At 58.2% G+C, this 19,775-nt stretch carries 8 protein-coding genes and 4 pseudogenes; 4 read left to right on the top strand and 8 right to left on the bottom strand.

The window, feature by feature from the left end; all coding sequences use genetic code 11:
• Window positions 1-94 precede the first annotated feature (94 nt).
• From OMP38_RS25375 to OMP38_RS25365, 3 genes and pseudogenes are all read right to left on the bottom strand, one after another.
• A complete protein-coding gene (locus OMP38_RS25375; protein WP_277567512.1) occupies window positions 95-2,527 on the bottom strand; it encodes a carbohydrate-binding protein in 2,433 nt (810 codons plus the stop codon).
• Window positions 2,528-2,818: 291 nt separating this feature from the next.
• Window positions 2,819-4,537, bottom strand: a complete 1,719-nt coding sequence (gene cysI / locus OMP38_RS25370; protein WP_277567511.1) for an assimilatory sulfite reductase (NADPH) hemoprotein subunit — start codon at window positions 4,535-4,537, stop codon at window positions 2,819-2,821.
• Window positions 4,538-4,565: 28 nt separating this feature from the next.
• Window positions 4,566-6,405, bottom strand: a pseudogene (locus OMP38_RS25365) (assimilatory sulfite reductase (NADPH) flavoprotein subunit).
• A 302-nt stretch (window positions 6,406-6,707) separates the two neighbouring features.
• Here OMP38_RS25365 and OMP38_RS25360 point away from each other — a divergent pair.
• The 3 genes and pseudogenes from OMP38_RS25360 (at window position 6,708) to arsC (ending at window position 8,791) form a co-directional block, all read left to right on the top strand.
• The gene (locus OMP38_RS25360) at window positions 6,708-7,022 is read left to right on the top strand and encodes an ArsR/SmtB family transcription factor (RefSeq protein WP_277567510.1); all 315 of its coding nucleotides are present in this window, start codon (window positions 6,708-6,710) and stop codon (window positions 7,020-7,022) included.
• A gap of 13 nt (window positions 7,023-7,035) precedes the next feature.
• Window positions 7,036-8,330, top strand: a pseudogene (locus tag OMP38_RS25355) (arsenic transporter).
• Between the two features lie 35 nt (window positions 8,331-8,365).
• Complete coding sequence (gene arsC, locus OMP38_RS25350) at window positions 8,366-8,791, top strand: arsenate reductase (thioredoxin) (protein WP_277567509.1); 426 nt, start codon at window positions 8,366-8,368, stop codon at window positions 8,789-8,791.
• Window positions 8,792-8,985: 194 nt separating this feature from the next.
• Here arsC and OMP38_RS25345 read toward each other — a convergent pair whose 3' ends face one another.
• From OMP38_RS25345 to zwf, 5 genes and pseudogenes are all read right to left on the bottom strand, one after another.
• On the bottom strand, window positions 8,986-12,510 hold the full coding sequence (locus OMP38_RS25345; RefSeq protein ID WP_277567508.1) for a cadherin-like beta sandwich domain-containing protein: 3,525 nt from the start codon (window positions 12,508-12,510) through the stop codon (window positions 8,986-8,988).
• 422 nt (window positions 12,511-12,932) lie between these two features.
• Window positions 12,933-14,352, bottom strand: a pseudogene (gene gndA, locus OMP38_RS25340) (NADP-dependent phosphogluconate dehydrogenase).
• Between the two features lie 94 nt (window positions 14,353-14,446).
• Window positions 14,447-15,113, bottom strand: a pseudogene (gene fsa / locus OMP38_RS25335) (fructose-6-phosphate aldolase).
• A 55-nt stretch (window positions 15,114-15,168) separates the two neighbouring features.
• Entirely contained in the window at window positions 15,169-17,154 is a 1,986-nt protein-coding gene (gene tkt / locus OMP38_RS25330) for a transketolase (RefSeq protein ID WP_277567658.1), read from the bottom strand.
• Window positions 17,138-18,670, bottom strand: a complete 1,533-nt coding sequence (gene zwf, locus OMP38_RS25325; protein WP_277567507.1) for a glucose-6-phosphate dehydrogenase — start codon at window positions 18,668-18,670, stop codon at window positions 17,138-17,140. Before zwf ends, tkt begins: the two co-directional genes overlap by 17 nt.
• Window positions 18,671-18,790: 120 nt before the next feature.
• On the opposite strand from zwf, the gene OMP38_RS25320 reads away from it, so the two are divergent.
• A complete protein-coding gene (locus OMP38_RS25320) occupies window positions 18,791-19,669 on the top strand; it encodes a LysR family transcriptional regulator (protein WP_277567657.1) in 879 nt (292 codons plus the stop codon).
• The last annotated feature ends 106 nt before the right edge of the window (window positions 19,670-19,775 follow it).

Raw genomic sequence — 19,775 nt, 5'->3', positions numbered from 1 at the left:
CACCGGACTGCGTCGGGCAGCCACGGCGACGCTTAAAGTTTTGAATAAAGCAAAAAGGGGGCGACGAGGTCGCTCCCCTTTTTGCTTTATTTCATCACGCAGCACTGAGCCTAAAATAATCGATATTGCCGATTTCATCGCCGGCCGCGTTTTCGAACGTCAGGTACAAGTTTTGAACGCCTGCTGTCGGCGTAATGGCGATCTGCGACGTTTTCCACGTCTGCAGCCCGCCCGTCGAGGCGACATTCAGCGTGCCGATGACGGTGCCGGACGGACCGCCAAGCCGTAGACGAACCGTACCCGTCTTGTCCGAAGCGTATTTAAACTCCGCTTTGGTCATCCCCGTCAGGTTCACGTTGGCGTAGGCTGTCCAATCGCCGGGCTTCAAAGATCCGACGTACTGTCCGCCGGTCGAAATAGAAGCGATCGCGGCTCCCATCTGCTGGCTGTATTTCTCGGCTTCGATCACGACCGGCGCGGGCGCCGATGCGGCCGGCGCGGGGGCACCGGCATGGAGACTGTCCAGTCCTGCGTGCGCTTCCTTCATGATGCTTACCATTTCTGCATAAGGTTGATCCTGTTGATTCACAAGACCCGTGTTGTAGCTCTCGCCATCGGGCCGTCCCGTCACCGGTTGATCGTAATAAGAGTACCAGCCCGAGCCGACGAAAAGCGGGTTGGAGGCTTGGCTTTCGACGAAAGTTTTAAAGGCGTTGCCCCTCCCTGCGATACTGTCGGTTTTCGTCGGCGCGCTAATATAGGTCAGTCCCCTGGTCGCGGTGCCGAACGAATACTCTTGGTTCAAGAGCGGTTTGTCGTAGGCCGCGTATTTGGCGATCCAATCGGCGTTTTGCGTATAGCTGTCCACGGAGAAGGCGTCGACGTAAGCCATGGCTCCTTGATCCCAATCGAGGCTCGTTCGCCAGGTCGGGACGATGGAGCTCCCAAGGAACAAATGGTTACCGTCGTATTTCTTGATAATGTTGCGAATCGTGGAAAAGTAGGTTTTGGACGCCAGCCGGATATATTCGGATACGTCGACGGCAGGTACCTTGGCGATGTCGATCGGCATGTCCTTCAACGCGGCGAATGACGCGGCGCTCGTCCCAAACTGCCGATTGATCGTCCCCAGATCGTTGTTGTATCGGGCCGCCATAAAATCGACGAACGCGCTTTTTGCGGGGAAGCTCGCGTTGTAAAGCAAGATTTGCTTCACGATCTCGCTGTCCCAGCCGGCTTCGTTGTCGTACGTATAGCCGATCAGCCACGGGCTGCTCTTCGCGGATTGCAGCTGCGATTTGAGCGCGTTATCGATGATCGCTTCGCTCTCAGGATCGAAGACGTCGTACGTCCACGAAATTCTTCTCAGATTCGCCGGATCCTGAAGCACTTGAACGTAAGGAAACGCGATGCTCTTCGGCTTCGTCCATTTGGCGAAAGCGTTGAAGCCCCAGTCGATCAACCGCTTCTTGGTGATGTCCTCCCATTTCGCCTCAAAGTCGGTTCCGTATTTTTTCATGACGTTGGCGACGACGAAGCTGACATACTGTCCGTTCGCATCGTTGGTATAGGCCGGCGAATAAACCGTCTTGTCCGGCAGCTCGTCGAAGATCGCTCTCGGGCTTCCGTCAGGTTTGTTAACGGGCGTCTTATAGCCGGCCTCCCACAAGCTTGTCGCATCGACGCCCTTCATGATAAAGGGGTATCCTTCAGGCGTGATGAACCACCATTTGCCGTTTATTTTTTGTAGCCGGAAAAATCCGGTTGCGGCTTGCTTCCCTTCGCTTTTAATCCCGCCGTACGTATCGTACTTCAAGAGATTCAACGAAGTCGTCGCCAGCTGCGCAGCCTCATTGGTATATTCGAGCTGCATCTGAACGTCGTAGGCGACTTTGCCCGGCCAAGTCTCGCTCATCCATTGACCGTATTTATCGACCATCAATGCGTCCTTGGAGAACTCCGCTTTGAGATCCGTCGCGGTAAGCGCTGCAGCCGGATCCAGACCTGCGTCGCCCGTCCCTTTGTAAAATTCGACTTCCGTGAGCGGGATATGCTGATAAAGTTGCGTTCGCCGAATTTCCAAGATGACATATCTGGCCGTTGCATTGGCCATAGGCACGTTTACGGTATAGTTTAAATTCGTGCCGGACCGAACGTGCCTCGCCGCGATGTAATAGCCGAGCTTCGCTTCCGGACGGTATTTGACGGTAATATCTTTGAAGCCCCAATAGACGTTTTGAGAATTCATCACGATATTAATCTGATCCAACGGGTAATCCTTCAACAGGTCGAACACGACCCTTACGGTCGTCAAGGCGGTCGCGCTTCCCATCCAACCGGCATAATTGCTCAAACTGTCGAAAAGCACGCCGTTGGTGGATGAAACCAAGCTGCTTGTCACGCGATCGGGCGAGCTGCCGGCGTCGGGCTGCGGGCTGTACAAATAATTGCCCGCTTTGATCAGCGTACCTTCGGCATGAGCGCTTTTGTTCGAGAGAGCGGGTACTGAGAGGATGAAGGCCAACATCGCTGAAATAATAATCTTTAATTTCCTATTATATGAAGATTTCATCATAAACCCCCTTTATACCCTTATATATCGGATGTCAAACAGCGAATATTAATTTATATATATTATTTTATTTTCCTTTTTTGTGGTTTTTCAGAATATTCTCGTATGAAAATTGCGTCCGATGACCTGGTAAACGATATACTTTTGCAGGATGGCATATGATCCATTTTCGCTTCGATAGGCCGAACCGCACAAAAAAAAGGAGCCGGAAGGCTCCTTTCGAGTAAGCGATAGGCCATTTTTAACTTAGTCGTGGAAATTGGTGCCGTCGGTCGTCGCCGCGATGACGCCGGCGCGGATGACGAAGTCGCCGAAGTGCTCTCCGCTCTCTCTTTCCTTCGCATAACGCGGGAGCAGCGTGCCTAGCTCGCGCAAGATCTCTTCCTCGCCGATATTTTCCCTGTACATCTTGCTCAATCGGCTGCCGTCGAACGCGGCGCCCAAGTACATGTTGTACTTGCCCGGCGCCTTGCCGATGAATCCGATCTCGGAGAGCGCGTGGCGCGCGCAGCCGTTCGGACAGCCGGTCATGCGGATCGTGATCTCTTCGTTTCGCAGCCCGTTTTCGTCGAGGATGCCTTCGATCTTGTCGATCAGCACCGGCAGGTAGCGCTCTGCTTCGGCCATGGCCAGTCCGCAGGTCGGCAGCGCTACGCAGGCCATCGAGCTGCGGCGCAGGCCGGAGTATTGCTGCACGTCGATCAGCCCGTAGCGACCGAGCAGCTCGGTGATCTCTTCTTTTTTCTGAGGCGTGACGTCGGCGACGATCAGGTTCTGGTTGGCGGTCAGTCGGAAGTCGCCGGTGTGAACCTTGGCGATCTCGCGCAAGCCCGTCATCAGTTGGAATCCGTCATAATCCGCGATGCGGCCGCCCTGGATGAACATCGTGAAATGCCATTTGTCCCCTACGCCCTGTACCCAACCGTAGCGATCGCCGTTGTCGTTGAAATGATACGGCTTGGCTGTCTCGAGGGACCAGCCGAGACGGCTCTCCAGCTCCGCTTTGACGTTGTCCAGGCCGAGTCGGTCAACGGTATATTTGAAACGCGCGTTTTTGCGCTGCGAACGGTTGCCGTAGTCGCGCTGGATCGTGATGATCTTCTCCGCGACATCGTAGATTTGGTCCGGCTTGCAGTAGCCGATGACCTTCGCCACTTGCGGATAGGTCTCCTTGTCGCCGTGCGACATGCCCATGCCGCCGCCGATCGCGACGTTGAAGCCGGCGAGCTTGCCGTCCTCCACGATCGCGATGAAGCCCAGGTCCTGGGAGAAAACGTCGATATCGTTCGAAGGCGGGACCGCGATCCCGATCTTGAACTTGCGCGGCAAGTAAAGCGGTCCGTACATCGGCTCGTATGCATCCTGCTCCGGCGTCGAGGCGACCATCTCCTCGTCCAGCCACAGCTCGTGATACGCTCTCGTCCGCGGCAGCAGGTCGTTGCTGAGCCGCTTGGACCATTCGTATACTTCGGCGTGAATGTCCGATTGGTACGGGTTCGGGTTGCACATGACGTTCCGGTTGACGTCGCCGCAGGCGGCGATCGTGTCGAGCAGCGACTGGTGGATCGACTGGATCGTCTTTTTCATGTTCCACTTCAGGATGCCGTGCATCTGGAACGTCTGACGGGTCGTGAGCTTGAGCGTGCCGTTCCCGTACTTCTGGGCCAGCTCGTCCATGACGAGCCACTGTCCCGGCTGGGCGACGCCGCCCGGCATGCGGACGCGCAGCATGAACTGATAAGCGGGCTCCAGCTTCTGCTTTTGCCGCTCGTTGCGAAGATCCCGGTCGTCCTGCAGGTAGCTGCCGTGGAACTTCATCAGCCGGTTGTCGTCGTCCGAAATGCCTGCGCTGATCGGCTCCAGCATCGAAGCGGCCAGCGTACCGCGCAAATAGTTGCTCTCGCGTTTAATGCGCTCGACGTCGCTGGGATTGCCTCCCGGCGCGCTTAGTTTCGTGTTTGCCATGCTGAACGGTACTCCTCTCTATCTGCGATCAATATACGTCCCGTTGGTAACGGTGGCTCTTCTTCATCTCGGCGAGGTAAGCTTCCGCTTCCTCGAGGCTCTTGCCGCCCTCCGCGGAAATAATCTCCGCCAGCGTCTGGTGGACGTCCTTCGCCATGTTTTTCATGTCGCCGCACACGTAGAAGACCGCGCCCTGGTCCAGCCACTCGTACAGCTCTTTGGCATGCTGGCGCATGCGGTGCTGCACGTACACTTTCTCGTCCGTGTCGCGCGAGAACGCGACGTCCATGCGCGTCAGCACGCCGTCCTTGATCCAGCGCTGCCATTCGGTCTGGTACAGGAAGTCGGTCACGAAGTGCTGGTCGCCGAAGAACAGCCACGACGGTCCGGAAGCGCCGGTCTCCTCGCGCTCCTGCATGAAGGAGCGGAACGGCGCGATGCCCGTGCCGGGTCCTACCATGATGATCGGCGTGTTCGAGTCTTCGGGCAGCTTGAAGTGATTATTAGGCTGCACGTAAACCGAGACCTTGTCGCCGACTTCCAGACGCTCGGCGGTCTGCGTGGAGCATACGCCTTTGCGAGCCCGCCCGAATGCGTCGTAGCGTACCGCGCCGATCGTCAGGTGCACCTCGTCGGGATTCGCCGTCTGGGAGCTCGCGATCGAGTACAGCCGTACCGGAATTTTGCGAAGATGCGAGACGACGTCCTGCGCGCTTCCTTCCAGCGGGCCGTAGTCGCGGACGAAGTCGAGCAGGTCCCGGCCTTTGACGTAAGCCTTAAGCGCAGCCTCGTTCCCCGCTGCGGTCAGCTGGGCCAGATCCGGATTCGTCGCCAGCGGCGCCAGCTTCTCGAGCAGCGCCTTCGTCAGGACCGTGATCTCCAGATGTTCGATGAGCGCTTCGCGCAGCGGGCGCTTGTCGCCTTGTTTGCCTACGGCCACTTCGGCCTGCGGATCCCACTTCGTCTCCGCGAGCAGGAGGTCGACGAGCTCCGGATCGTTGTGCGGGTAGATCCCCAGCGCGTCTCCGGCCTTGTACGTAAGGCCGGAGCCCTCGAGCGAAAGCTCGAGATGGCGCGTCTCTTTGTTCGAGCCGCGACCATTCAGGTTGATGTTCGCGAGCACTTCGGCCTCGAACGGATTGGTGCGGGAATAAGCGGACTCCGCTGCCGGCGCGCTCGGAGCGCTCGGAGATTCGACCGCCGGCGCGGCAGCCGTGCCGGCGCCTTCCTGCTCTTCCGTTAGGCGCTTCAACACGCCCTCGAGCCAAGCCTTCGTCGGCTCCTCGAAGTCGACGTCGCAGTCGACGCGATCGTGGAAGCGCGTCGCGCCGAGCGCTTCGAGACGCGCGTCGAATTCCTTGCCCGTCTGGCAATATTGCTCGTACGAGCTGTCGCCTAGCGACAGCACCGAGAACTTCATGCCTTCGAGGCGAGGCGCGCGCTTGCTATGCATGAATTCGTGGAACGAAATCGCATTGTCCGGCGGCTCGCCTTCCCCGTGCGTGCTCACTACGACGAGCAGCTGCTGCACTTTTTTGAGCTGATTCGTCTTGAAGTCGTTCATCGAGGATAAGGTGACCTGAAATCCTTTTTCCTCGAACATTTTAGCCGCTTTTTTTGGAGATGCCGTGACCGTTGCCGCTTTGCGAGCCGTACAAAATCGTAATTTCCTTGCTCGCGGGAGCCGCGGCCGGCGATGCGGCCGGAACGGCGGCGGCAGGCGCCGACGCTTGCGCCGAAACGGATGCGGATGCGACCAGATAGCCGCTGAGCCAAATTTTTTGCGAATCGGTCAGCCCGGGCAGCAGCTTATTCAGAAGATCGGCCTGCTCCTGGCTGAACGGACTGTTGGTTGCCTGCAATTGCAACGTTCTCCACCTCACGATAGTTCGAATAACGTTGACGGCTTCGGCCTCGCCGAATCCGCGCCGCGCGATTCATGATCCTTTTGAAAACTATACCACATGTGCAGCGCCAAGAGGATAGATCCGAATATAAGGATTTTTGATAGTCGTTATAAAATTCGAACGAGCGCCTTCGGATTTCGGTTGTCCGTGGTTGATCTCAGCGTTACCGACTATAATATAATCATTTACTTATATAATTGATCCCATATATAATGATTACGAATGCGCGGCGCATGAACGATCGTCGGAAAGGAGGAATCGCCATGCCGTCTATCGAGGAAATATCCGATACGCTGAAGCTCCTCTCGGATAAAAGCCGGCTTACCATTCTCGCCTTGCTCAAGCATAAAGAGATGTGCGTCTGCGATATCGTCGGGATTCTCGCCACCACGCAGCCTAACGTGAGCCAGCATTTGAGAAAATTGAAAAGCGGCGGCCTGGTCCGCGAGACGCGCAAAAGCCAATGGATTTATTATGCGCTTGACGTTGAAGACAAGCCTTATTTAAAGCCGGTAATCGAGCAATTGCCTTCCATGCAAATGCAAATCGACGCCGCTAAACCGCAAGTTTGTACATAATCGAGGAGGATCTATGCTGGCGCTCGCTTCTATCGTTTTTTTTAATTACGCTCGTGTTCGTAATTTGGCAGCCAAGGGGGGCTCGGCATCGGCTGGTCCGCCTGCGGCGGCGCGCTGATCGCCTTGGCTTGCGGCGTCGTCGACTTCGCCGACGTAGGCGACGTCACTCGAATCGTATGGAACGCGACGCTGACCTTTGTCGCGATCATCCTCATCTCGCTCGTTCTCGACGAGATCGGCTTCTTCGAATGGGCCGCGCTTCACGTAGCCAGGGCGGCCAGAGGCAACGGCAACCTGATGTTCGTTTATGTCGTTCTGTTGGGCGCCGCGGTCTCCTTTTTTTTCGCGAACGACGGAGCCGCGCTTATCCTGACCCCGATCGTCCTTGCCATGGTCAGGGCGCTCAAGTTCGACGAACGCATGATATTGCCTTTCGTGATGGCGAGCGGCTTTATATCCGATACGGCCTCCCTGCCGCTTGTCATCAGCAATCTGGTGAACATCGTATCCTCCGATTTTTTCGGCATCGGGTTCGCGGAGTACGCAGGACGAATGCTCGTGCCTACCCTGTTCTCCGTCTGCGCCAGTTTGCTCGTTCTCTATCTGTACTATAGAAGAGGAATTCCGAAGACGTACGATTGGACACAGGCGAGACCGCCTGCGGAAGCCATCAAGGATCTGCGTATGTTCAAGGTTTCTTGGGTCGTCCTGGCCGTTCTCCTCGTCGTTTACTTGCTCAGCGAGTATATCGCCATGCCCGTCTCGGTTGTCGCGGGAGCCGCGGCCGTCATCTTCCTGCTTATGGCCAGGCGAAGCCGGGCGGTTCATACCGGCAAGCTCGTCAAGGAAGCGCCATGGGCCATCGTCTTCTTCTCCGTCGGCATGTATGTCGTCGTATACGGCCTACGCAACGTCGGCTTGACCGACGAATTGGGCAACGTATTCACGTGGGTTAGCGAGCAAGGCTTGTTCATGTCCGCGGTCGGCGCCGGCTTCATCTCCGCCCTCCTGTCCTCCGTCATGAATAACTTGCCGACGGTCATGATCAATGCGCTTGCCATTCAAGAAGCGCATGCGGAGGGCATCGTCCGCGAAGCACTCATTTACGCCAATGTCATCGGCTCGGACCTCGGCCCTAAGATTACGCCGATCGGATCTCTCGCTACGCTCCTCTGGCTTCACGTGCTGTCAGGCAAAGGCGTAAAAATCACCTGGGGCGCCTACTTCAAGACCGGCATCGTACTTACCGTCCCCGTCTTGTTCATCACGCTCGCAGGGCTTTATCTCTGGCTCCGCATCATCGGATAGCATACCCGAATATATCGTAAAAGGAGTTTTTGAAAATGACCGACAAACCGCTTGTCTACTTCCTTTGCACCGGCAATTCCTGCCGAAGCCAGATTGCCGACGGCTATCTGAAGGCGCTGGGCGGCGACCGCTACGAAGTCAAAAGCGCCGGCCTTGAAGCGCATGGCCTGAATCCGCGCGCCGTCCGGATCATGAAGGAAGACGGCATCGACATCAGCGGCAACCAGTCCGACGTCATCGATCCGGAACTGCTTAACCGTTCGACCTACGTCATCACGTTGTGCGGTCATGCGGACGAGCACTGCCCCGTTATCGGTAACAAGGACGTCGTCAAATGGCACTGGGGCTTCGAAGATCCGGCCAAGGCGACCGGCACGGAAGAACAAATCATGGCGCAATTCCGCGCCGTGCGGGATGCGATCAAGGCCCGAATCGAGACGTTCGTCCGGACAGGGTCATGAAACGGAGACCGATATTCAAGCACGCATGATCGCGAATGCCGGGATTCGCTCTTTTGAGCGCTTCCCGGCATTTTCCAGCTGATCGCAAGCGGCCGCCTATGGCGGCTTTTTTCCGTTTGCCGGGTGATGATTAGATCATTCGATCCGTAGGTTGAATATTCCGGATTTAATCCGTTTATGGCGCAATTTCCAACTCATAAACGAGAGGCGGCCGGCCGTATTTGTTGACCAGTACATAAGCGCGGGCATTCCCGCTTGCAAGCGGAATGCGGTAAATCCCCCGATCCTTGCGCGGTGGCGTTCACCCATTCCCAGCCGCCGTTTTTCACCAAGTACACGCCGCCGATATACGTGTCGGAAAGATCGGCGACCGGCGTCAGCAAGACCTCGGTCGATCCGGCAGGCGCCTGGCCATGCAACAGCGTAGTTCGGGAGGCATCCGGCGCAAACGCGATCGCCGTGTCGCTCGGGATCGCCGTCCCCGACAAGCCGAGCGAGTAGCCGTCCGCCACGTCGTCTCCCTGATAGACGTCGATCGTATAGACATCGATGACTGCGCCGAGATCCAAGCGGTTCAGGCGAACGGTAATGCGGTTCCAGCCGTCGGACAGGCCGACGAGGTAGCCGCTGCCGTCATCGACGATCGGCGCGCCGTTCGATTCGACCTCGCGCGTGCTGTACGGATCGGCGGCTTGGAGCTGCAGCCGGATCTGGTCGGTAGCTGCCGGTACGGACGCCGTGTATGCCTTTATCCCTGCCGTGAACATCGGAACCGTCGCTCCGTTGGCGACTCCGTTCGGCGTATACAGGGACAAGGTATTGATATACAACATGAATTGAAGCGTATAGCTCGTCGTCGTTCCATCGCCATTATCCCGAACGTAAACGATACGAATCTGATTTTCGCCATACTTGAGATTCGTCAAAGCGGCAGTGCCCGCGGCGGCAAGCATGTCGACGTCGTGGGCGCTCCCCTGCCTGTCGCTATAAGTCAAGCTCGCCGCATTCACGGAATGATCGAAGCGATACGTGAGCGTGATATCGTTCGGCATGACGTCAAGATATTTCGCATAGATGAACGTATTGGACGCCTGCGCCGTTTCTCCTAAGAAATAAGGGTCGACGGACGTACCGTTCGTCGCCAGGTTCCATTGCTCCAATCCGGCCAGCGTCGGCGCCGGAAGCTTGACGAATATCGTCACGGTGGCGGGCGCCGAAATATCCATGCCGTTGGAGACGGTATAGTCGAAGGTGACGGCGCCCAGCGCGTCGGCTGCAGCTTCATACTGGAACGATCCGTCTGGGTTCAGCGTCAGCGAACCGAACGCGGGACCGCTTCCCGGGACAAGCGAGTAGATGAGCGGCAAGCTCGCAGGATCGCTCCCTTCAAGCTGTCCGTTCAATGCCTGACCCGCTATCGCGTCGAAATGAGCGGCCTCGGCCATAATCGTCTTCCTTACGATCCACGTATACGTATTCGTGACGCTCTTATCCGCGGATTGGATAACGATCTCGATGGCCGTGTCCCCGGTCGCATGTAACGGAATCGTATAATTGCTCGTCTGCAGGTCGGGATAAAAATCTTGAACCGTGCCTGCTAGCCGCACCTTGATATACCGCCAATACCGTTCGCCTTCCGGGAACGTCGGCTGAAACTCGACATGGGTCCGCGTAACCGGAACGTCCAAAGACAAACGCAGATCGGAATCCGGCATCACCTGACCCGTCTGCTGGCTGCCGTTCATCAATCTGACGCTGCCTAGCGTCGCGTCCACGCCGCTTCCGACCGGAAAGCGGTCCAGCGCGAGAATGTAATCGGCAGCCGTGCCGCTCTCCGACCGGACCGTCAGCGCGATCTCGACGATATCGGATGCCAGCGAGATCGGCGCGGACTGACCGAAGCCAGACGAGATTCCGTTGAATTCTACCTTGGATCGGCTGTCTGCTGGCCAGAAGACGAGCAGCCCCTCCGTCATCGCGGCGGGAATGGTCGTTCTGAATTTACCGTCCTGCCCGGGAAATGCGCTGAAGTCGCGCTGGCCGTCGGCGCTTTTAACGGTCACGCTTGAAAGGCCGTTATTTTGAGACTGACGGTTGGCGTACAGCGTGTACGTTTTGCTCTTGCCGCCCGCCTTGGCCGTAATGGCAATCGCGTTAGAGCCCGTCTGCATCGGCAAACTGAAGCGCCAGGAGATATCCGCCGAACCCGTCGTCGCAGACACTGCGGGGACGGCGGCGCCGTTGACCAGGATAACGGGAGCCTCCGCCGCGTTTAGCGTCAGGTCCACCGAAGCGGTATCGCCGGGCACGCTGATCGGCGCGGACAGGCTGGCGCTTCCGAAGTCGACCTGCAGATGAGCCGGGCCTACGGCAAGGTCAGCAACGTCCAGGAGCTCCCTCGTGATCGTGACGCTATAATGGCGCGCCAGCGACCGGTCCGGGGACAACACCTGAACGTCGACGGCATTCTCCCCATAGTCCAGCGCTACCGATCTGCCTCCGCCTGACGGCGTTTCCCCATTCACCGTGATCGCGGCCGCCGAATCCATCGCGAAGGGCCGAATCTCGACGCTGGCTGCGCTGGCGTTTACGACAGCCGCGTAGCTTAATCGATTTGGCGAAAAGGCCGGGCTTAACGCCGCGCCGGATATTTCCAATGAAGCAAGCCTCGACTCGGAAGACAGCACCGGTACCGGCGTTGCCGTAGGGGCGGCGTACGACGCCTGATTCGCCGTCTTGTCCGTCTGGTATTGCCGCTTCTCTGCATCCGTCATTTTCGACAGCAGCGCGGCCTCGGCCTTCGCTTGGGCCTCCGCCGCCGCTGCCTTGTTCGCGGACAGCTGCGCCTGCTTCGCTTGCTCGATCGCCGGCAGTCGATTCGCGAGTCGATCCCGAAGCGTCTTCAGCTTGGCAGCAGCCTCGTCGGCCAGCTTCTTGACGGCTTCGGCTTCTCGCTGCTTGACGCTTTCCTGTTTCCGTATGTCCGCTTCCGTCAGCTGAAGGTCAGCCTTTTCCAGGTTGAAAGCCGTCCCCTTTTCCCGCTCGATCTGCCTGATCTGCGAGAGATCGAGCTTCTTTTGCTCGATCGCTTGCACGGCGAAGACGCCCGTCAGATCGAGCGCGTTCTGCATGAACCGGGCCAGATCCTCAGCGGTATCGCCAAGCGACGACGGAAGCTTGTCCTGCGCGAAACGGGCCGACATCTCCCGATTTTCATCGTCGATCTTGGACTTGCTGCGGAGCAGCGAAGCGACGACTGCGGGCGGCATCCCTTGTACAAGATCGGGGATGTTCATGAGCGTCACCTGGTCTCCGTCGGATGGACCGCCGTAAGGGAGCGCCAGAATCTCTTGCGTCGGATACAGGTTCAGCGTCTTGTCTCTCGCGGCGGCGCCTCCATTCTTCGCGAATTGAACGACGCCCGACAGCACGGCCGTCGTCGTCGCGCCCGAATCGGGATGGACCGCAGCGTAAAAAGCCGTCCCGCGCACGCCCATCACTGCCGTCGGCGTCTCCAGACGGAAGTCGTCGTCTTTGCTCTTGATCGACTTCACGTCCACCCATGCCGTCCCCTTCAGCATGCTCACCCGGGTGACCGTTCCCTTTTTGTCCGACAGCTTCGAAAAGGAGAGCGTCGTATTGTCGCCCACGCTGAGCAGGTCGTCCTGCGACGTACCGTTGGCGAATTGAAGCTCGGCGGCCCCGTCGCTCCCGGTCATCAGCTTGTCCCCCCTGGTTCAGGCTCAGCTTCGCGAACGCCTTGAACGTCTTGGTCCCTCCCGCCTTCTGCATTTGCACGTCTCCGCTCAATGTCCTGATCACCGCGATTCGCGACGCCCCGGCCGCGTTCGCTTCCTTGCCGATCGTCAACGATACGGGTACGCCGACCAACAAAAATACGAGCACGAAAATCCCCCCAGCTGCGAATCATGGTTCCACTCCCTCTATGTACGCACAACGAAGCTCAATATCCATGCCTCAGCGCTTGAAAAACTTGTCATAATTACTCGATTATAATCGAATAACTGGAAATTCAGCTACCCTCATTTATCGTCTTCATTGTTCATAGCCGCAAGTAAAGTCGCGCCAAAAAAAGCACGCCGCGTTCGCGGCGTGCTTCCTTTCTGTTAAGCGCCTTGCCTTATTGCTGGCCGCCGATCCATTGGAAATGGAAGCTGCCTTCGCGGTCGAGCCGCTCGAACGTGTGCGCGCCGAAGTAATCGCGCTGCGCTTGGAGCAGGTTAGCCGGCAGGCGCTCGGTACGGTAGCTGTCGTAGTATGCCAGCGCCGAGGCGAAGGCAGGCACCGGAATGCCTCTTGTCACGGCCGCGGCGACGACTTTTCGCCAAGCGCCTTGGTAGTCGCGCACGACGCCGCCGAAGTACTCGTCGAGCAGCAGGTTTTGCAGCGCCGGATTGCGGTCGTACGCATCCTTGATGTTCTGCAGGAAGCCGGCGCGAATAATGCAGCCGCCCCTGAAGATCATCGCGATGCCGCCGTAGTTCAGGTCCCAGCCGTAGGCGTCCGAAGCGGCGCGCATTTGCGCGAAGCCCTGGGCGTACGAAGCGATCTTGCTGGCGAACAGCGCCTGGCGTACGGCTTCGATGAATTCCTTAGGGTCGCCGTCGTAGCTCGAAGCTTCCGGTCCTGTCAGCTTGCGGCTGGCAATGGCGCGCTCGTCCTTCATCGCCGACAGAAAGCGAGCAAAGACGGATTCGGTGATAATGGACAGCGGCACGCCCAGATCGAGCGCGCTTTGGCTCGTCCATTTGCCCGTTCCCTTTTTGACCCGCCGAATCGAGGATGACGTCCACCATCGGCTTGCCCGTTTCCGGATCGGTCTTGGAGAAAATATCGGCCGTAATCTCGATCAGGTAGCTGTCCAGCTCGCCTTGGTTCCACTCGGTGAAAATCTCGTGCAGCTCGCTGGCGCCCAGTCCGAGCACGTTCTTCAGCAGGTGGTACGCTTCGCCGATCAGCTGCATGTCGCCGTACTCGATGCCGTTGTGGACCATCTTGACGTAGTGACCGGCGCCGTCGGCGCCGATATACGTCGAGCAAGGATCCCCGTTAACTTTGGCGGAGATTGCCGTCAAGATCGGCTCGACGAGCGCGTAAGCGTCCTTTTGACCGCCTGGCATGATCGCGGGACCGTGCAGCGCGCCTTCTTCCCCGCCGGATACGCCAGCGCCGATGAAACGAAAGCCTTTTTCTTGCAAGGCTTTATTTCTGCGCTGCGTGTCCGGGAAGTAAGCATTGCCGCCGTCGATCAGAATATCGCCTTGATCAAGATACGGTACCAGCTGCTCGATCGTATCGTCCGTCGGCTTGCCGGCTTTTACCATGATCAAAATCTTGCGCGGCGTCTCCAGCGATTGAACGAATTCTTCGACGGTGTAAGCGCCGACGAAGTTTTTCCCCTTCGCCTCTTCCAGCAGTTCCTTCGTCTTCTCCGGCGAACGGTTGTATACCGCGACCGAGAATCCTTTGCTTTCAATATTCAAGGCCAGGTTTTTGCCCATGACCGCAAGACCGACGACGCCGATTTGCTGCTTGCTCATTTTTCTCCATCCTCCCGTGCTTCATGCTCTCTCTATTTAAGGAACCTGTTTATATTGAAATTACGTTGAAGGCCATGCGCGAAACAAAATGCGATTATTGAACCGCCTTTTTCCAGTCCGCGGCGAACTTCTCCATGCCCTGCTCGGTAAGCGGGTGCTTGGTGAGCTGTTCGATGACCGAGAACGGAATCGTGGCGATATGCGCGCCGGCCATGGCGACCCGGGTGACGTGATCCGGATGGCGGACGGAAGCCGCGATGATCTGCGCGTCCAGGTTATGGATGCGGAACAGCTCCGCGATCTTCGCGACGAGCAGGACGCCGTCTTCGGAGATGTCGTCCAGGCGGCCGAGGAACGGCGACACGTAGGTGGCGCCAGCGCGGGCGGCGAGCAGCGCCTGGTTGACCGTGAAGATCAGCGTAACGTTCGTCTTGACGCCCTTCTTGGTCAGGTAGCGGCAAGCTTCGAGGCCGGCCAGCGTCATCGGCAGCTTGATCGTGATGTTTTTGTCATTGTCGTTGATCTTGATCAGCTCGTTCGCTTGTGCGATCATCTCTTCCGCCGTGAGGGCGTCCGGCGTGACTTCGGCGGATACCGATTCGACCTCCGGCACTTCCTTCAGGATCTCTTCGATGCGGTCCTCGAACTTGACGCCTTCCTTGGCGACCAGGGAAGGGTTCGTCGTGACGCCGGACAGGACGCCGATCTTGTACGCTTTTTTTGATGTCGGCCAGGTTCGCGGTATCGATGAAAAACTTCATGGTTCAAAAACCTCCGTTTATTTTCATTTTGGTTTGAAGTCGTTCCGAATACAAATTATAGCAGTTCTTTAGCGATGCTGACGACATTAGGGACGGAAAAGCCGAAGTATTCCAGCACCGCGCCGCCGGCGCCGGATGCGCCGAACGTATCGATGGACATTACTTTGCCATCCTTGCCGACATAGCGATCCCATCCGAGCGAAATGCCCGCTTCGATCGACACGCGCTTCGAGACCGCGTCGGGAAGCACGGCTTGCTTGTAGGCTTCCGGCTGCCGGTCGAACAGCTCGCGGCTCGGCATCGCCACGACGCGGACGGAGACGTTTTCCTTCTCGAGCTCTGCCTTCGCGTTAACCGCAAGGGAAACCTCGGAGCCGGTCGCGATCAGAACGAGGTCCGGCTGCGCGTTCGTCTCGGTCAGCACATAAGCGCCCTTGGCCACTTGCTCGCGGTTCGCCTTCGTCTGCTCGTACGTCGGCAGATTTTGGCGGCTAAGAATCAGCGCGACAGGTCCTTCCTGCTGGGTCAGCGCATAAGCCCAGGCGTTCGCCGTCTCGTTGGCATCCGACGGGCGGATGACCGTCAGGCCGGGAATCGTGCGCAGCGCGGCCAGATGCTCGACCGGCTCGTGCGTAGGTCCGTCTTCTCCGACCGCGATCGAGTCGTGCGTGAAGACGTAGACGACCGGCAGCTTCTGCAGCGCGGCAAGCCGGATCGACGGGCGCAGATAGTCGCTGAAGACGAAGAACGTGCTGACGAAGGCGTTGATGCCGCCGTGCAGCGCCATGCCGTTGCCCGCCGCGCCCATCGCATGCTCGCGGACGCCGAAGTACACGTTCCGGCCGGCATACGAGTCGACCGCGAACTTCTGCTCGCCTTTGATGTCGGTCATCGTCGAATGCGACAGGTCGGCGCTGCCGCCGAAGATCGACGGCACTTTTTTCACGTAGTGGTTGATGGCTTCGCCGCTCGCTACGCGCGTCGAGATCGACTTCGCCGCGTCGAACGTCAGGATATCGCCGACTTCGAGCGTAACCTTACCGCTAATCGCGCCGGCAAGCTCTTGACCGAGCGCCGGATGCGCTTCGCCATACGCCGAGAGCAGCTTCTGCCAAGCTTCTTCTTTGGCCGCGCCTTGGCGCTTCAACAGCTCGAAGTGCGCGCGCACTTCGTCAGGCACCGTGAATTCTTCTTCGTATGCCCAGCCGTACGTTTGCTTGGTCGCCTTCGCTTCTTCGAGACCGAGCGGGTTGCCGTGCACCTTGTGCGTGCCGGCCCCCTTGCTCCCGTATCCGATAATCGTGCGGATCTCGATGATCGTCGGCTGATCGCCGTGCGCCTTCGCCGCAGCGATAGCTGCCGAGATCGCCGCCAGATCGTTGCCGTCTTCGACGCGCAAATATTGCCAGTTCGCGGATTCTGCGCGTTTTTGCATATTTTCGCCGAAGCTGAGGTTCAGATCGCCGTCGAGCGAGATGTCGTTGGAATCGTACAGCACGATTAGCTTGCCCAGCTTCATGTGTCCGGCCATCGACATCGCTTCGTACGAGATGCCTTCCATGAGACAGCCGTCGCCGACGAGCGCGTACGTATGGTGGTCGACGACCGGGAAGCCGGTCTGATTGAACTTCGCGGCCAAGTGCGCTTCGGCCATCGCCATGCCGACCGCCATCGCGATTCCCTGCCCGAGCGGCCCCGTCGTCGCGTCGACGCCGTCCGTGTGACCGAACTCGGGGTGGCCCGGCGTTTTGCTGTTGAGCTTGCGGAACTGCTTCAGGTCCTCGATCGTTACCCCGTAGCCGAACAGATGAAGCAAGCTGTAAAGCAAGGCGGAGCCGTGTCCGGCCGACAGCACGAAGCGGTCGCGGTTGAACCACTTGGCGTTCGAGGGGTTATGCTTCAGATGTTCGGACCAGAGGGCGTAAGCCATCGGGGCCGCCCCCATCGGCAGGCCGGGATGGCCGGAGTTGGCCGCGTTGATGGCGTCGATCGACAGCGTGCGGATCGTATCGACGGACAATTGTTCAATGGTTTGCGTGATAGGCATAGTTTGCTCCCTCTTTGCTTTCGTTTTTCGGCAAGGCTTCGGATTCTTCGTCAAACCACCAGTGATAACCGTCCTCGGCGAGCAGGGCGTCCGATTCCGCCGGTCCGCGGCTGCCCGCGGCGTAGCTGCGCAGCGGCACCGCGTTTTCGGCGAACGCGTCCAGCATCGGCTGTACGTACTGCCAGGACAGCTCGACTTCGTCCCAATGCGCGAAGAACGTCGGATCGCCCTTCAAGGCGTCGCCGATCAGGTTTTCGTAAGCTTCGGGAGAATCGGCCGGCGTCGAGTGCAGGTCGATATGGATCGGCTTGAAGCCGCCCTGCGCGCCCGCTTCCTTCGTGTTCAGCCGAAGCGCGATGCTCTCTCCGGGTCCGATCTCGATGACGAGCAGGTTCGGCGCGACGCCGTCTTCGGATTGCGACCAAGCCTGCTTCAACGGTTCCTTGAACTCGACGACGATGCGCGTCGATTTCTTGTTCATGCGCTTGCCGGTGCGAATGTAGAAAGGCACGCCGCGCCAATCGTTATTATCGATTAGCAATCGAGCCGCGATGAAGGTGTCGTTCATGGAGTCCGCCGCGATGCCCGGCTCGGACTTGTAGCCTTCGACCGGTTGTCCGCCGATGCTGCCCGCCGTGTATTGACCGCGCACCACCTGCTGGCCGACATCCTCCTGCGCGACGGGAACCAACGCTTCCATGATCTTCTTTTTCTTAAATCTAACCTTCTCGGAACTGCTGTCGTACGGCAGGTGGATAGCCGCCATCATCAGCAGCTGAAGCAGATGGTTCTGGAACATGTCGCGGATCGCGCCGACGTGATCGTAGTAGCCCGCCCGCTCCTCGACGCCGACCGACTCGCTGGCCGTGATTTGCACGTTGGCGATATACCGGTTGGTCCACAGCGCCTGAATGACCGGATTGGCCTGCTGCAGCGATTCGAGGCGCTGAACGACCGGCTTGCCGAGATAGTGGTCGATGCGGAAGATTTCTTCTTCGGCGAACGATTCCGACAGCTTCGCGTTCAGCGCGCGAGCCGATGCGAGGTCGTGGCCGAACGGCTTCTCGATGACGAGACGCTTCCAGCCGTCGGCGGAGCCGAGCCCGCTTGCGCGGATGTTGTCCGCGATCGGCTCGAAGTGCTCGGGACCGACCGACAGGTAGAACAGCCGGTTTGGCGGCATCTTGAGCGCTTGTTCCCGCGCTTCGACGAGCGCGAGCAGCTTGCGGTAGTCCTCTTCGCGGCCGATATCGAGCACGCTGTAGCGGAAGGCTTCCAAGAAGGCATTCAGCTTCTCCTTGTCGGCCGGCTCCGTTCTGGAAAATTGATATAGCGACCGCTCCACGGCGGCTTGGAATACTTCGTCGGTCCATTCTCTTCTTCCGAGTCCGACGACGGAGAAGGCTTGCGGCAGTTTGCCGCGGACGAACAAGTTAAAGAGGGCGGGATAAATTTTGCGTTTGGCTAAATCTCCGGTCGCCCCGAACAGAATAAAAGTGGTCGGTTCCATCTTCCTTCTCCTTCCCCGAGCGAGGAGCCGCTCTGGTTTCTTTTTTTGTATTTTCACTATAATACGAATCGAAGCCATACAAGTAATTAATATATTTCACAGGAGATATAGACCATGTCTATGGGTAACAATTACGAGCTGTACAAGGTGTTCTATTGGGCGGCGAAAACGGGGAGTTTGACGCAGGCGGCAAAGGCGCTATATTTGACGCAGCCTAGCGTGAGCCATGCGATCAAGCAGCTGGAGGAAAGCTTCGGCGTCTCGCTGTTTTACCGCAACTCCAAGGGCGTCGAGCTGACACAGGAAGGCATGGTGCTCTACTCGTACATCGAGCAGTCGCAGATTTTGATCACTTTGGCGGAAGAAAAAATGGCCGCGCTCAAAAATCTGGACAGCGGCGAGCTTCGAATCGGCGGCAGCGACTCGTTGTTCAAGCATTACGTGCTGCCGTATTTGGAGCAATTCCACAAGCTTCATCCGGGCGTAAAGCTTCATCTAAACCATGGTACGACGCCCGAAGTCATCACGTTTCTGAAGGAAGGCCGAATCGATCTCGGCGTCGTGCGCATGCCGATCGTCGATCCGCAGCTCCAGGTGACGGAGAGCTTCCAGCTGCAGGACTGCTTCGTCGCAGGCGCGAGATACGCGGAATTGAAAAACGAAGTACTGACGCTCGATGCGCTCCTGCAGTATCCGATCATTCTGTTCTCCCGTAACAGCCGCGCCCGGATGACGATTACCGAGCTGTTCCACAACTACGGCTATTCCATCAAGCCCGAGATCGAAGTCGGCAGCGTCGACCTGCTCATCGAATTCGCGCGGCGGGGCCTCGGCATTTCCTACGTGACCAGAGAGTTCGTATCCAAGGAGCTTGAGGAGGGCTCGCTGTTTGAGGTATCGCTCGACATTCCGCTGCCGCCGTCCCACGTCGGATTGTTAACGATGCGAAATATGCCGCTATCCAGCGCGGCGAAGACGTTTATCGGGTTAGTGAAATAGCTTGCGAGGTGAGATTGGGGCGACTTTGTCGGCGGCAGCGATGGCGCAGGTTGGAAGAATTCGCGAATGAGGGAATGAGTGGACCGATAGGCGAGGCATAGGGTAC

It is taken from the genome of Cohnella ginsengisoli, assembly GCF_029525555.1.
Classification (GTDB): domain Bacteria; phylum Bacillota; class Bacilli; order Paenibacillales; family Paenibacillaceae; genus Cohnella; species Cohnella ginsengisoli.
The sequence above is the reverse complement of the archived record's forward strand: the minus strand, read 5'-3'. Positions and strand labels throughout refer to the sequence as shown.